This window comes from Caulobacter soli (assembly GCF_011045195.1).
In the GTDB taxonomy this organism is placed as follows: Bacteria; Pseudomonadota; Alphaproteobacteria; order Caulobacterales; family Caulobacteraceae; genus Caulobacter; species Caulobacter soli.
In genome coordinates this window covers 3842322-3856571 of record NZ_CP049199.1, presented here as the reverse complement: position 1 = coordinate 3856571, position 14250 = coordinate 3842322, and the positions used below count along the sequence as shown (strand labels likewise).

The 14250-nt window shown below is 68.7% G+C and carries 13 protein-coding genes; 4 read left to right on the top strand and 9 right to left on the bottom strand.

Translation table 11 applies throughout. From position 1 onward, the window contains the following. Position 1: 1 nt before the first annotated feature. Entirely contained in the window at positions 2 to 2089 is a 2088-nt protein-coding gene (locus G3M62_RS18075) for an ATP-binding protein (protein ID WP_246263316.1), read from the bottom strand. Between the two features lie 80 nt (positions 2090 to 2169). Then, positions 2170 to 2700 (bottom strand): gamma carbonic anhydrase family protein, encoded by a 531-nt coding sequence (locus G3M62_RS18070; protein ID WP_165189531.1) that lies wholly within the window; start codon positions 2698 to 2700, stop codon positions 2170 to 2172. Between the two features lie 317 nt (positions 2701 to 3017). On the opposite strand from G3M62_RS18070, the gene G3M62_RS18065 reads away from it, so the two are divergent. After that, the gene (locus G3M62_RS18065; RefSeq protein WP_165189529.1) at positions 3018 to 3803 is read left to right on the top strand and encodes a PhoH family protein; all 786 of its coding nucleotides are present in this window, start codon (positions 3018 to 3020) and stop codon (positions 3801 to 3803) included. A 127-nt stretch (positions 3804 to 3930) separates the two neighbouring features. Then, complete coding sequence (locus G3M62_RS18060) at positions 3931 to 5919, top strand: OPT family oligopeptide transporter (protein WP_165189527.1); 1989 nt, start codon at positions 3931 to 3933, stop codon at positions 5917 to 5919. A 354-nt stretch (positions 5920 to 6273) separates the two neighbouring features. Here the strand turns inward: G3M62_RS18060 and G3M62_RS18055 are convergent, their stop codons facing one another. Then, entirely contained in the window at positions 6274 to 6975 is a 702-nt protein-coding gene (locus tag G3M62_RS18055) for a GNAT family N-acetyltransferase (RefSeq protein WP_165189525.1), read from the bottom strand. Further along, positions 6972 to 7598 (bottom strand): TetR/AcrR family transcriptional regulator, encoded by a 627-nt coding sequence (locus G3M62_RS18050; RefSeq protein WP_165189523.1) that lies wholly within the window; start codon positions 7596 to 7598, stop codon positions 6972 to 6974. The genes G3M62_RS18055 and G3M62_RS18050 overlap by 4 nt, the downstream gene beginning before the upstream one ends. Before the next feature lie 69 nt (positions 7599 to 7667). Here G3M62_RS18050 and G3M62_RS18045 point away from each other — a divergent pair, with 69 nt between their 5' ends. Continuing rightward, the gene (locus tag G3M62_RS18045) at positions 7668 to 8942 is read left to right on the top strand and encodes an MFS transporter (RefSeq protein WP_165189521.1); all 1275 of its coding nucleotides are present in this window, start codon (positions 7668 to 7670) and stop codon (positions 8940 to 8942) included. Here G3M62_RS18045 and G3M62_RS18040 read toward each other — a convergent pair. The 4 genes from G3M62_RS18040 to G3M62_RS18025 all read right to left on the bottom strand — a co-directional run bounded on the left by G3M62_RS18040 (position 8939) and on the right by G3M62_RS18025 (position 10937). Further along, positions 8939 to 9355, bottom strand: coding sequence for a type II toxin-antitoxin system VapC family toxin (locus G3M62_RS18040; protein ID WP_165189519.1), 417 nt, complete (start codon positions 9353 to 9355; stop codon positions 8939 to 8941). The two genes, G3M62_RS18045 and G3M62_RS18040, sit on opposite strands and share 4 nt — an antisense overlap. Beyond that, a complete protein-coding gene (locus G3M62_RS18035; RefSeq protein WP_165189517.1) occupies positions 9355 to 9633 on the bottom strand; it encodes a type II toxin-antitoxin system Phd/YefM family antitoxin in 279 nt (92 codons plus the stop codon). Before G3M62_RS18035 ends, G3M62_RS18040 begins: the two co-directional genes overlap by 1 nt. Positions 9634 to 9704: 71 nt before the next feature. After that, the gene (locus tag G3M62_RS18030; protein ID WP_165189514.1) at positions 9705 to 9914 is read right to left on the bottom strand and encodes a DUF3126 family protein; all 210 of its coding nucleotides are present in this window, start codon (positions 9912 to 9914) and stop codon (positions 9705 to 9707) included. An 87-nt stretch (positions 9915 to 10001) separates the two neighbouring features. Beyond that, a complete protein-coding gene (locus tag G3M62_RS18025) occupies positions 10002 to 10937 on the bottom strand; it encodes a LysR substrate-binding domain-containing protein (RefSeq protein ID WP_165189512.1) in 936 nt (311 codons plus the stop codon). Positions 10938 to 11007: 70 nt separating this feature from the next. On the opposite strand from G3M62_RS18025, the gene G3M62_RS26775 reads away from it, so the two are divergent. Continuing rightward, positions 11008 to 11139 (top strand): hypothetical protein, encoded by a 132-nt coding sequence (locus tag G3M62_RS26775; RefSeq protein ID WP_281360064.1) that lies wholly within the window; start codon positions 11008 to 11010, stop codon positions 11137 to 11139. A 151-nt stretch (positions 11140 to 11290) separates the two neighbouring features. On the opposite strand, the gene G3M62_RS18020 is transcribed toward G3M62_RS26775, so the two are convergent. Continuing rightward, on the bottom strand, positions 11291 to 14221 hold the full coding sequence (locus tag G3M62_RS18020) for a M16 family metallopeptidase (protein WP_165189510.1): 2931 nt from the start codon (positions 14219 to 14221) through the stop codon (positions 11291 to 11293). Between the last annotated feature and the right edge of the window lie 29 nt (positions 14222 to 14250).

The window sequence follows — 14250 nt, the reverse complement described above, 5'->3', positions numbered from 1 at the left end:
TCTAACCGCCCGTAACCCTGGTCGTCTCTTCCCGGTCCATGCCCAGGGCGCGTGACACCGCCGCCACCAGCTCTTCCCGTCGGATCGGCTTGGCGACGTGGCCGTCCATGCCGGCCGCCTGGCAGCGGGCGATCTGCTCGGGCAGGACATCGGCGGTGAGGGCGACGATCGGCACCGCGCCGTGCGGGCGGGGCAGGGCGCGAATGGCGCGGGCGGCGGCCAGGCCGTCCATGCCCGGCATGTGCACGTCCATCAGGATCAGGTTGAAGTCCTCGACCCCGGCGAGTTCCACCGCCTGGGCGCCGTCGTCGGCGGTGGTCACTTCGCATCCGGCCAGGGTCAGCAGGGCGTGACCCAGTTCACGGTTCATCGGGTGGTCGTCGACCAGCAACACGCGAGCGGGCCGGGCGGGTTCCAGCGCGATCGGCGTGGCGGCGACGACCGCCGACGAAGCGACCACGTCGGCCGACAGTTCGATCCAGAACCGCGAGCCCTCGCCCAGCGCGCTGACGACGCCGATGCGGCCGCCCATCTGGGTGACCAGGGCCTTGCTGATGGCCAGGCCGAGGCCCGCGCCGCCATAGCCGCGGCTGATCGAGCTGTCGGCCTGGCTGAAGCGCTGGAAGAGCCGGACCTGAACCTCCGGCGAGATGCCGATGCCGGTGTCGGCGATCTCGAACCGCAGTTCGCCGGGCGCGGGACCCAGGGTCAGCCGCGCGGCGACCTGGCCCTGGGCGGTGAACTTCAGGGCGTTGGCCAGCAGGTTCAGCAGCACTTGGCGCAGGCGGGTCTCATCGAGGGCCAGCAGCGTGGCTTCGTCGCCCTCGCCGATGGTCTCGACCTGCACCGACAGGGTCAGGTCCTTGGCCCGCGCGGCCGGGGCGATGATGGCGGCGGCGTCGCGCAGCAGGGCGGCGGGCGAGACGGGCTCGAGTCGCAGGTCCAGGCGGCCGGCCTCGACCTTGGCGAAGTCCAGCAGGTCGTTGACGATCTCGGCCAGGGAGCGGCCGGCGCGCTCGACCAGCTCCAGGCGTCGGCGGTTCTCGGGCGACAGGTCCGGGTCGTCGCGGACCAGGCCGGCGAAGCCCAGGATACTGTTGAGCGGGGTGCGGATCTCGTGGCTGATCGTGGCCAGGAAGTCGGACTTGGCCTGGTTGGCGGCCTGGGCCCTGGCCTGGGCGAAGCGCGCCACGGCCTGGCGACGGACCAGCAGGGCCTGCAGGCGCGCCTGGCGGCTCAGCGCCAGGGCGGCGGTCAGGCAGACGGCGCAGAGCAGAAGGTGAAAGACCTGCGCCTCGCGCATCGGGGTCATCACCACCTTGGGATCCAGGCCGAACTTGTGGATCACGGTCGGAATGGCCACGGCCAGCGAAACGGCGGTGGCGATGGCCGCCGCGCGGGGACCGCCCCGGAACGTGGCCAGCATGAGGGGGGCGAACACCAGCACTTCCAGGGCGGCGTTGACGGAGAACACCGCGACCGACGTGCCCGCGACCAGGATCAGGCCCGCCGCCGCCTCGAGCGGCCGGATCGGCCGGAAGCCCTGGCCAAGGCGGCGGTCCATCAGGATCAGCATGGTGGGCAGGGCCAGGGTCGCCCCCAGGGCGTTGGACGTCATCCAGGTGCTCCACAGGGCCGAGAACGGCTTGCCGAGGCTCCAGGTCAGGATGCCGCTCTGCAGCGGGCAGGTGATGATCGTGAAGACGGTCGCCACGGCCGTCAGCCGCAGCAGGCCGCGCATGCTGCGAATGCGGTTGGGCAGGCGCAGGGCGCGCAGCACGACGGCGGTCGCGACCACCTGGGCCACATCGACCAGGGTGACCAGGATCGCGAAGCGCAGGGTGTGGCCGACGATCAGCTCCAGGCCGATGTGCAGCACGCTGGTCATGGCCAGCAGCGCCACGCCATTCCGGCGGTTGAGCACCATCAGGCCGGCGACGAGGACGGCGTTGGCGGTCCAGATCGTGGGCAGGCCGTGGGTCACGCCGGCCAGGAACAGGCTGTAAATGTTGGCCGCCAGGAAGGCGAGCGTCAGGACGGCCAGCCGACGATGCGCTGGAGTCCACTCCCGCTTCAGGCTCGCGACCAAGCTCGTACTCAACACCATGCCGACAAGGTATTCGGGAACCGTCGGCATTTGGTTAAGCGGGCCCCGGCGTTCAGGTCCCGTCAGTCCGTTCGCGCCAGCTCGGTCCGATAGCGCTTCCAGTTCTGCACATAGCCCAGGGCCGAGGCCTGGAGGACGAAGGCGTGCTGCTCGCCGATCTCGCGGACCACCTTGCCCGGGGCGCCCATCACCATCGAGTTGTCGGGGATCTCCTTGCCCTCGGTGATCAGGGCGCCGGCGCCGATCAGGCAGTTCTTCCCGATCCTGGCTCCGTTCAGGATGATCGAGCCGATGCCGATCAGCGAGCCGTCGCCGATCGTGCAGCCGTGCAGCATCACCATGTGGCCGATCGTCACGTTCGCGCCGATGGTCAGCGGGCTGCCGATGTCGGTGTGCAGTACTGATCCGTCCTGAACGTTGGTGTTCTCGCCGATCTCGATCGGATCATTGTCGCCGCGAACTATTGCCCCCCACCAGATGCTCGAATTCTTCCGCAGGATGACGTTTCCCATCACGCAGGCATTGGGCGCGATCCAATATTCGCCGTCCGGCGGGAGCGAGGGATTTAAGGCGCCCAAGGAATAGACAGTCATCCGTACACCTCGTGTTCTAAAACCGGGCAGAGCCTTAACCGCTCATAAACCATGCTCGCCCCATTGTATTTGTGCGATTCGAGGGGGAACACTCCCATATCGGGAGACATTCTTCTCGTATCCGAGCCGCGCTCGATCATCGGTCGCGGCCTCCCGGTAAACGGAGACCTTGGGTGTCGGTTTTGGGGTTTGGGCGTACATTACCGCCTTCGGGGGCAAGCTCCGAACCGCCCGGCCGCGCTCGCGTTTCCGTTTTTCTCCTCCCCACCTGCTCCAAGGACGTCGCCATTTCGGCCACGTCCTTTTTTCATGCCTGAATGGAGGCTTACATGACCAAGCGAGCTCTCAAGCGGATGGTGCGCGAAGGCGCGAACGACGCTGGCCGTTACGACGACGACGCCAAGGTGCGCCGCCTGCCGGTGGAGCATCGCCAAGCTTGGTCGCCGCTCGGCACGCCGGGACATGAGGACCGGGACCAGAGTTACCTCAAAACGATCAAACCCAAATCGCCAGGCCAGGCCAGCCTGATGGAGGCGATCGACGACAAGAACCTGATCATGGCGCTGGGCCCGGCGGGCACCGGCAAGACCTACATCGCCATCGCCAAGGCCGTCGAAGCGCTGGAAGCCGGCAAGGTCGGCCGCATCGTGCTGTCGCGCCCCGCCGTCGAGGCCGGCGAGTCGCTGGGCTACCTGCCGGGCGACATGGAAGAGAAGCTGGCCCCCTATCTGCGCCCGCTCTACGACGCCATGAGCGACCGCCTGTCGGTCAAGCGCATGCGCGCCCTGATGGCCGAGGGGGCGATCGAGATCGCGCCGGTCGGCTTCATGCGCGGCCGCACCCTGAACAACGCCTTCGTGGTGATCGACGAGGCCCAGAACTGCACCTACATGCAGCTGAAGATGCTGCTGACGCGCCTGGGTTGGAACTCGACCATGGTGGTGACGGGCGACCCGAACCAGTCCGACCTGCTGCCGGGCATCTCGGGCCTGGGCGACGTGGCCGAGAAGTTCGAAGCCCTCGACAACATCGCGGTGGTCCGTCTGGCTGACCGCGACATCGTCCGCCATCCGCTGGTCGCGGAAATGCTGGGCGTGCTCTGAACCTTGCCCTGAAAGGCGATTTGAAGGGTAGCCTCGACCCGCGAAACGGGAAAATGCGGAACTAGGCTTGAGTTAGGGGCGGTCGGACGTGCAAGGTCCGGCCGCCTTAACTGTTTTGGGACCCTTCATGTCGTCCGACGCCACCGCGGCTCCACGCTCTGAATTCACGATCCGAGGGGTCCTTCTCGGCATCCTCATCACCTTGGTCTTCACCGCCGCCCAGGTCTATCTGGGCCTGAAGGTGGGCCTGACCTTCGCCACCTCGATCCCGGCGGCGGTCATCTCGATGGCGCTGCTGCGCGCCTTCAAGACCGCGACGATCCAGGAAAACAACATCGTCCAGACCATCGCCTCGGCGGCGGGAACGCTGTCGTCGGTGATCTTCGTGCTGCCGGGCCTGCTGATGATCGGCTGGTGGAGCCACGTGCCGTTCCTGACCACCTTCGGCGCCTGCCTGGTCGGCGGGGTGCTGGGCGTGATGTACACCATCCCCCTGCGCCGGGCCCTGGTGACCAATTCCGACCTGCCTTACCCCGAAGGCGTCGCCGCCGCCGAGGTGCTGAAGGTCGGCACCGGCTCGCGGGCCGGCGCGGCCGAAGGGCAGAAGGGCCTGGTCGCCGTGGTGCTGGGCACCATCGCTTCGGCCCTGTTCGCCGCCCTGGCCGCCGCCAAGATTTTCGCCGCCGAGGTGGCGGGCTACTTCAAGGCCGGGGCCGGCGCGACCGGCCTGGGCGCCTCCAGCTCGCTGGCCCTGATGGGCGCGGGCCACCTGATGGGCATCACCGTCGGCGTGGCGATGTTCGCGGGCCTGGCCATCGCCTGGGGCGTGCTCGTCCCGGTCATGACCAGCCTGCACCCGATGCCCGACGTCGACGTCGCCAAGCACGCCCTGACCGTCTGGAAGACCGAGGTGCGGTTCATGGGCGCGGGCGTCATCGGCGCCGCCGCCATCTGGACCCTGGGCAAGCTGGCCCTGCCGATCTGGTCGGGCCTGATGTCGGCCTTCGAGGCCAACAAGGTCCGCAAGAGCGGCGGCGGCGAGATTCCCCGCACCGAACAGGACATCCCGATCGGCATCGTCGGCCTGGTGTCGCTGCTGCTGCTGGCCCCGGCCGGCTGGTTCCTGGCTCACTTCCTGACCGGCGGTCCGATCACCAGCCTGGCCGCGCCGCTGGTGGCCATCGGCATCGGCTACGTGCTGATCGCCGGCCTGCTAGCCGCCGCCGTCTGCGGCTACATGGCCGGCCTGATCGGCTCGTCCAACAGCCCGGTCTCGGGCATCGCCATCCTGACCGTGCTGGGCGCCTCGCTGATGGTCGGCGTCGTCGGCCGCGGCGTGATCGGCCCGGATATCGCGAAAGCCCTGGTCGCCTACGCCCTCTATGTCACCGCCATGGTGCTGGCCGTGGCCGTGGTGGCCAACGACAACCTGCAGGACCTGAAGACCGGCCAACTGGTCGACGCCACCCCGTGGAAGCAGCAGGTGGCCCTGATCATCGGCGTCGTCGCCGGCGCCATCGTCATCCCCTTCGTGCTGGAACTGCTGAACCAGTCGAACGGCTTCTCGGGCGCGGCCAACCTGTCGACCGTGGCCGGCGCCAAGCCGCTGGACGCCCCGCAGGCGACCCTGATCTCGACCCTGGCCAAGGGCGTGATCGGCGGCGACCTGAACTGGAGTTTGCTGGGCTACGGCGCCCTGATCGGCCTGGGTCTTGTCATCGTCGACATCATCCTGCGCCGCGCCAGCAAGGGCCGCTTCAGCCTGCCGCCGCTGGGCGTGGGCCTGGCCATCTACCTGCCCAGCGCCGTGACCGCGCCGGTCGTGGTCGGGGCCGTGATCGGCTGGCTCTACGACAAGATGGTCGACAAGGACCGCATGGGCGAGGCCGCCAAGCGCCTGGGCGTGTTGATCGCCTCGGGCTTCATCGTCGGCGAAAGCCTGTTCAACGTGGCCCTGGCCGGCCTGATCGTCGTCACCCAGAAGCCCGGTCCGCTGGAGGTCTCCTTCGCGCCGTCCGAGCACGTGGGCATGATCTTCGCCCTGATCGCCGCGGCGGTCGTGGTGGCGGGCCTCTACGGCTGGGCGCGGCGATCGGCGAACCAGATCCAAGCCTGATCGCGCCGAGCTGAACGAACAAGGGACCCGGAGGGCGAAAGCTTTCCGGGTCTTTTTCTGAACCCCTCTCTCATAGAGAGAGGGAGGGGCCCGCCGCCGCAGGCGGTGGGAGGGTGAGAGGTTACAGTCTTTCCGGACGGAGCGCCGATAGAGGCCGCTGACACTCTGTAGGGATCGCTCGGGAAATCTCCGACAGGCGTACACGAGGAACCCCTGTGTGTTCGGGCGCTCCGTTCACTAAAGCGGTTTGGGCCCGCTCTCTGAATTCAACGCAACCGAAAGACTCGAGGGTTTGCCGGCCAGCGGTGAAACCTCTCACCCTCCCACCGCTTCGCGGCGGGCCCCTCCCTCTCTCTAAGAGAGAGGGGTCTGGTGATCCGCCGCCAACACCGTCAGCACCTGCTCGCACCGGAACCGGAACCCCAGCGCCTCGTACAGCGCGATGGCGCCGGCGTTGTGGTCGTAGCTGTGCAGGAACGGCGTCTCGCCGCGCGCGGCGATCTTGTGGGCCACGTGCAGCATCAGCCGCGCCGCATAGCCCTTGCCGCGGTGATCGGGATGGGCGCAGACGCCGCTGACCTCGGTGAAGCCCTCGGGCCGCAAGCGTTCGCCGGCCATGGCGACCAACTGGCCGTCGACCTTCACGCCGACGAACTCGCCCAACTGGTGGGTGCGCGAGAAGAACGGCCCGGGCGCGGTCAGGGTCGCCAGGGCCAGCATGTCCGGGCCGTCGGCGTCGGTCAGGGGCGTGATCTCGAAGTCGACGGGCCGAGGCGCGGCCAGGGTCTGCGCGACCATCTGGTTGAGGACGGCGCGCCGCGTGACCTCGGTTCCCGGGATGGGCGGCGGATCGAACCGTTCCACGATCCCCACCTCGCCCGGATGGGCGTGGACCAGGCGGGAGAGGGCGGCCAGCGTCTCGGGCGCATGGTCGGCCGTGGCGACGAACAGGCCAAAGTCGGGATCGACCCGCAGGGCGTCACCGTCGCGCAGCGCGACCTGAGCCTGCCGGCTGGTGAAGGCGTTCCAGACGGCACGGTCGAGGGGATGGCTCATTTGCAATAGACCTCGATCAGCGCCTTGACCGCTCCGACCACGGCCAGGGCCGGCTTGTCGTCGTCGTCGAACATCTGGCTGGAGGTGAACACCCCCTCGACAAGCAGCATCATCGCATCGCCCAGCGCGCCGGGGTCGGACGCACCCATCTCGGCGGCCTTGGCCCGAAGTCGCGCGCGCAGGTCCTGCTTGTGGACCTGGGCCACGGCCCGGCCGGCATGGTCGCGGTCCGGATATTCGACCACGGCGTTGCTGAGCGCGCAGCCGCGATAGTCGGCGCCGCCCGACCGCGTGGCCAGGCCCTCGAAATAGGCGACCATCTGGGCCTTGGGATCGCCTGGGAACGCCGCTTCGGCCGACTCGAACCGCTCCCAGAAGCCGGTCTCGACCTCGCGCAGCACGGCGGCGACCAGGTCGTCCTTGGACTTGAAGCTGCGATAGAGGCTGGGCTTGGTCACGCCCGCCTTGGTGACGATCTCGTCCACGCCCACGGCGCGGATGCCCTCGCGATAGAACAGGTCGCGCGCGGTCTCGAAGATCCGCTCGGCCGCCCGCGCGCCGGGGCTGTACGGCAGCAGGTGCTCGGGGAGCGGCGGGGAGGTTTTTTCGTCGAATTTCGTCATGGCGCTTGACGATGTTACTTACCGGTACGTATGCAAGGCGACAAGCCCCGTACCGATCGGTTACATCGCATGATCCAGACGCTTCGCCGCACCCTCGGAAACCGCTACGCCTTCGTCGTGGCCGCCGCCACTTTCCTGGCCCTCCTGTCGGCCGCTGGCCTCAGGGCCGCGCCGGGCGTGCTGATCCTGCCGCTGGAGAAGGCCTTCCACTGGGATCGCGCCTCGATCTCGCTGGCCGCCGGCATCGGCATCTTCCTCTATGGCCTGACCGGACCGTTCGCGGCGGCGCTGATGCAGTCGTTCGGCGTGCGTCGCACGATCAGCCTGGCCCTGCTGCTGATGGCGGTGTCGACGGGTCTGTCGGCCTTCATGACCCAGAGCTGGCAGTACGTGGCCACCTGGGGCGTGATGGCGGGCGTCGGCAGCGGAGCAGTGGCCATGGTGCTGGGCGCGACCATCGTCAATCGCTGGTTCGTGGCCCGGCGCGGCCTGATGCTGGGCCTGCTGACGGCGGCGACGGCCACCGGCTCGCTGATCTTCCTGCCGGCCATGGCCTGGATCGCCGACCATGGCGGCTGGCGCCCCGTGGTGCTGACCGTGGCCGCGGTCGCCGCGATCATGGCCCCGATCTGCTGGCTGCTGATCCCCGAGAGCCCCGACGCCATCGGCCAGCGCCCGTTCGGCGCGCCGGACGACTGGACGGCCCCGCCCAAGGGCTCGGCCTCCAACGCCCTGGCCGCCGCGTTCGGCGCGCTGCACCGGGCGTCCAAGACCCGCACCTTCTGGCTGCTGTTCGGCGGCTTCTTCATCTGCGGCTTGACCACCAACGGCCTGATCGGCGTGCACATGATCGCCTTCTGCGGCGACCGGGGCATGCCGGAGGTCAAGGCGGCGGGCCTGCTGGCGCTGATGGGGCTGTTCGACCTGTTCGGCACCACGGCCTCGGGCTGGCTGACCGACCGCTACGACCCGCGCAAGCTGCTCTTCGTCTACTACGCCCTGCGCGGACTCTCGTTGATCTACCTGCCGTTCTCGGACTTCTCGGTGCTCAGCCTGTCGATGTTCGCGGTGTTCTATGGCCTGGACTGGATCGCCACCGTGCCGCCCACCGTGCGCCTGGCCACCGAGGCGTTCGGCGACCGCGACGGGCCCATCGTGTTCGGCTGGATCGGGGCGGGCCACCAGCTGGGCGCGGCGACGGCCGCGATCGGCGCGGGCGTGATCCGCGCGCAGCAGGGGCAGTACATGGAAGCGTTCATCATCGCCGGCGTCGCGGGCCTGCTGGCGGCAGGAGCGTCGCTGATGGTGCGTAGAAGTTTGGTCGGAACGGCGGCGGTCGCCTAGACGGTCCACGGATCGAGGACTGGCCCGCCCCAGCCCTGGAAATCGCGAACATTGCGCGTCACGAGCGTAAGGCCGTGGATCTCGGCGGTCGCCGCGAGGAAAGCGTCGATCGCGGGCATGGTCCGGCGAGCATTTTCGGCCGCTCGCCGAATGCGCCCCTGGGCCATGGCGATCTCGGCGTCGACTGGCAGCAGGCGTCCGTCGAACTCGATAATCACGCTGCCGAGCCACTGACGCAGATCATCAGCCTTGCGACCGGCAGGGAGGCTTTCGATTCCATAGCGGGCTTCGGCGAGGGTCACGACACTGACGAACAGGGTCGTGATCGGCTGGGCTTCCAGCCATGCCGTCACGGCCGGACTCCGAACGAGCTTGGTGGAATCCGACAGGACGTTGGTGTCGAGCAGGAACATCAGAAGCTGATGACGCGGCCCGGATCTTGGTCACGCCTGAACACCGCGTCGTGTTCATCGTCGCTCAGAACTCGAAAACGGGGATCGAGCCAGGCTGGAGCGCGCTTCGGGGCTCCGCTACCGGCTTCGTTGAGCCGCCGGTAGTCCTCGGCCGACAGCACGACGGCGGCGTCCTTGCCGTTCTTGGTCAGATGCTGGGGACCCTGTGTCTTGGCCCGTTCGACCACTTCGCTCAGCTTGGCCTTCGCGTCGGCCAGGCTCCAGGTTCCATCGGGCATGCCGCCCTCCAATGACCACTTCGACCTGAATATAGTCAAAGTGGTCATTTTTGCCAAACGGCGGGAAGGCCTTAGCCTTCCAGGTCTTCCGCCAGGATCGCCATCTCGAACATGAACGAGCCGTCCTCGTCCTCGTCCTGGAAGATGACGCCGATGAATTCGCCGGCCACTTCGACCTCGGCGGAGTCCTTCTGCTTGGGACGGGCCTTGAGGGCGATGTGGGGATTGCCGAAGGTGCGCTTCAGATGGCCTTCGAGCTTGGCGATGGTGGCGGCGTCCATGACGGCTCCTGATCTCGGTGGGGCGCGCGGGGCGCGGGGGATCGGCGGAAACTAGAGGGCCGGACGCGAAAGTGTAAGGGGTTTTGCTTAGGGGCGCTCGACCAGCTGTTGAGAACCAGGCTGGAAGTCGGGCGGCGGCGGTGTCGCCACGCCCTCGGCGACCAGCCAGTCGCGGAACCGGCGGGCCGCGCGGGTGGCCTTGCCCTTGGGTGTCAGGGCACAGACCTGGGCTTGGCCGGGGATCATGCCCAGCGGCGCGATCAGGCGCCCGGACGTCAGGTCGGTCTCGGCGAAGGCCCAGGGGCTGAGGGCCACGCCCAGGCCGGCGGCGGCGGCTTCCAGCATGTAGAAATAGTGGTCGAACTCGCGGTTTACCGTCGCCGGCGGCAAGGTCAGGCCGGCCGCGACCTCCCATTCGGCCCAGCTTTCCAGGAAGGTGCGGGTGTGCAGCCGGGGCAGGCGGGCCAGGCTGTCCAAGCCGTCGATCTGGGCGGCCAGGGCCGGCGCGGCCACGGGGCCGACATAGTGCTTGAGGAACGGCGTGACGTCGGCGTCGGGCGAAGGCGGGGCGTCGGGCAGGCGCATGCGGATGGCCAGGTCGACGCCGTCGGCGCGGAAGTCGAATGGGCCATTCGATTCCACGATGCGGGCCTGGATTTCCGGATGGGCGGCGACGAAGCCAGGCAGACGCGGGATCAGCCACTTCATGGCGAAGGTTGGCAGGCACGAGACCACCAGGGCGCCGTCGCCCGCGCCGGCGGGCTGGGGCAGGGCGGCCTCGATCTGGTCCAGCGCCTGGGTCAGGGCCTGGGCCAGGGTCAAGCCGGTCTCGGTCAGGATCAGGCGGTTGCGCGGGCCCTCGGTCAGGGCGACGCCGAGGTGGTCTTCCAGCTGGCGGATCTGGCGGCTGATCGCCCCGTGGGTGACGCACAGCTCGTCGGCGGCCAGGGTCATCCGCCCACGCCGGCCGAACGCCTCGAAGGCGCGCAGGGCGTTGAGCGGCGGGAGGGAGCGGGCGGCCATGTGACGAAACCTCACAGATGCCCGCTGATAAGTCGTTATTCCGGCGCGCGCAACTGGGGGATACGGAGGCATGAAGCCTTCCGTATCCCCCGTTCAATGGCTGGCCGTCCTGGCGGTCTGGACCCTGGTCGCCTACGGGGTGTTCGCCGCGAAACCGGCCGAGGCGTCGCGGGACCGGGTTCACCTGATCGCCTGTCGGTAGTTCGCTGCTCTTTTATTTCCGCTCATCCCGGCGAATGCAGGGACCCAGATGGAATGGCTTTGGGGCTGACGCCAAAGGCGCTGAGCTCTTCCAATCAGCCACACCGCTATGGGATCTGGGTCCCGGCATTCGCCGGGATGAGCGGATTTAGTTACTTCCCCTCCGGCTTGACGATCATCGTCCACGACTTGTCGTCGCCCAGGAAGGTCTGGGCCGACTTCTGGACGTCGGCGATGGTCACCCGTTGCAGGCCGGCGATCACCGAGCGGGTAGCGGTCAGCAGGCGCGGGTCGGTCTGGGCGCCCGACAGCGCGCCCAACCAGTACTCGTTGGTCTCGCGGGCCTTCTCGATCTGGTCGATGCGCGGCTTCTTGGCCCGCTCCAGCTCGTCGGCGGTGATCGGCTTGTCGCGCAGGTCGGCGGCGATCTTGCGGATGCTGGCGATCACGCCGTCGATCTTGTCGGGCGGGGTCTCGACGCTGACCGCCAGGTAGCCCCAGCCGGTGAAGGCCACGCTGGCCGTCGCCGAGGCCGAGGGCGAATAGGTCGCGCCCTGCTTCTCGCGCAGTTCGTCGGTCAGCCGCAGTTGCATGACCTGGGCCAGGACCTGGGTGTTGCGGGCGCGCTGCAGGTCGCTGAACAGGTCGTCGGTCTTCCAGGCCATGAACAGCTGACCCTGGTCGGCGCGGCCCTTGTGGGTGCGCACCACAGGGGTCGGCGACGGGGCGGGGAAGGGGACCTTCTCGGCCCCGGCCGGGGCGGGGGTGTCCGGACGGGCCGGTAGGGCGCCGAAGGTCTCGCCCACGGCGGCGATGGCCTTGTCGACCGTGATGTCGCCGACGATCACCACCTCGATGGAGTCGGCGGCCAGCGGACCGGAGACCGCGGCCTTCAGCTGGTCCTGGGTCGTGCCGGCGATCTGCTGGCGGCTAGGGAAGGTCCAGCGGCCGTCGCCGCCGTGCAGCAGTCCGCCCAGGTCGCGACCGGTCACGCCGCTGGGCGTGCTTTCGAGCTGGTCATGGATCGAGCCGTAATAGGTCTTGATGCGGTTGAAGGCCTCGGGCCGCCAGCCGCCCTCGGTCGCGTAGGCGGCCAACACCTGCAGTTCGGTGTCCAGGTCCTCGGGCCGGGTGCGGCCCGACAGGCTGAAGGCGTCGTCCTCGACCCCCAGGCCGGCGTTGTAGACCTTGCCGTTCAGCACCCGCTCCATGTCCTGGGTGCTTATCTGCTTGAGGCCGCCCTCGATGAAGGCCGAGCCGGCCCACATCGGGCTCTGGCCGGCCGAGGGCAGGTCCAGCAGGCCGTGGCCGATGCGGGCCTTCACCAGGATCTGGTCGTCGCGGAACTTGGTCGGCTTGACCGTCAGGCGCACGCCGTTGGCGAAGCGCACGAAGACGGTGTCCAGATCGGTGACGTCCTTCTGCTCGACGACCGCGCCCTTGGGTCCGAACGTGGCGTAGGGCCAGTTCGTGACGCCCGGCGCGGCGGGGGCGGCGACCGCGACCTTGGCCGAGGCCGCGTAGGCGTCGGTCACGGTCTTCTCGGCGCCGTCGATGGCGGTCGGGGTCGGGATGGTGATCAGCGGGCCGGAGCCGACGAACTGGGCCTTCAGCGTCGCCGAGACCTTGTCGGCGGTCAGGCCCTTGGTGGCCTCGTCGAAGACGACGAGGTTCTGGGACGGGCTGGTGACGATCTCCTTGTCGCCCAGCGTGCCGACGATGGCGCCGGCCAGGGCCGTGGTGCGCTGGGTGGCCTCGCCGGCGGCGGCGGCCACGAAGCCGGCGCGCATCGAGGCGATCTCGCGGTCCAGCTCGTCCTGGCGCACGCCGTACTGGACGATGCGGCGCTGCTCCTGCTCGAGCGCGGTCAGGGCCTCTTGCCAGTGACCGGGCTGGACGGTGGCGGCCAGGGTGGTGATGTCGGCGGCGTGCTCCTGGTCGTTCTGCACGGCCATGGCCACGATGAAGGGCGGCGCATCCGACCGGGTCAGCACCTGCAGCCGGCGGTTCAGCACCGCGAAGCCCAGGGCCTTGACCAGTTCGTCCTTGTCCTTGGCCTTGGTCTCCAGCTCCAGGTCCGGCGGCGCGACCCAGGCCATCTGGACCGAGGTCTGGGCGCCGGGCTCGACCAGCACCTTGGCGGTCAGGCCGCGCTTGGCGACGGGGCCGAGGTCGGGCTTCACGCCCGGCTGGCCCTGGCCCTTCCAGTCGCCGAACCGGGCCTTGATCTTGGCCTCCATGGCGTCGACGTCGAAGTCGCCGACCGCCACGACCACGGCGTTCTCGGGCCGATACCAGGCCTGGTAGAAGTCGCGGATGCGCTGGGCGGGGGCGGTCCTGAGGATCTCGGTCTTGCCGATCGGCAGGCGCTGGGGCGGCCGCTGGCCGTCCAGCTGGAAGCCGAAGGTGTTGACGAAGGTGCGATAGCCGGGGCTGTCGCGGGTGCGCTCCTCCGACAGCACCACGCCGCGCTCGCGGTCGACGGCGTCGGGCGCGATGGTCAGTTCGCCGGCCGCCTCGCGCAGCAGCATCAGCGAGCTGTCGACCGTGTCGTCGTCGGTCTTGGGCAGGTCCAGCTGATAGGTCGTCTCGCTGAAGCTGGTCGAGGCGTTGGTGTCGGCGCCGAAGGCCAGGCCGTGGCGCTCGAGGATCTTGGTCATCTCGCCTTCGGGCACGTTCTTGGAGCCGTTGAAGGCCATGTGCTCGAGGAAGTGGGCCAGGCCCTGCTGCTCGTCGGTCTCGTCCAGCGAGCCGGCGTCGAACCACAGGCGGATCGCCGCCTGGCCGGGCGGGGTGGCGTTCTTCTGGATCGCGTAGCGCATGCCGTTGGGCAGCACGCCGAAGCGCACGCGCGGATCGGGGGCGACATCCGACACCGCCTGCGGCCACTGGCCGGGCTTCACCAGGTCTATGGTCGGCGCCCCCGACGTCTTGTGAGGGACCGGGGCGCCGGGCGTTTCGGACGTCGACGGCGAGATCGCTGTCTTGTCGCCCCCACCGGGCATCAGGTGTGACACGGTCGCGCAGGCGGAGAGGCTGAGCCCGGCCGAGAGAACGAGGGCCAGGCGCGAAACGCGGATCATGTGCGACCTTGAGATAGAGCGTTGAAAGT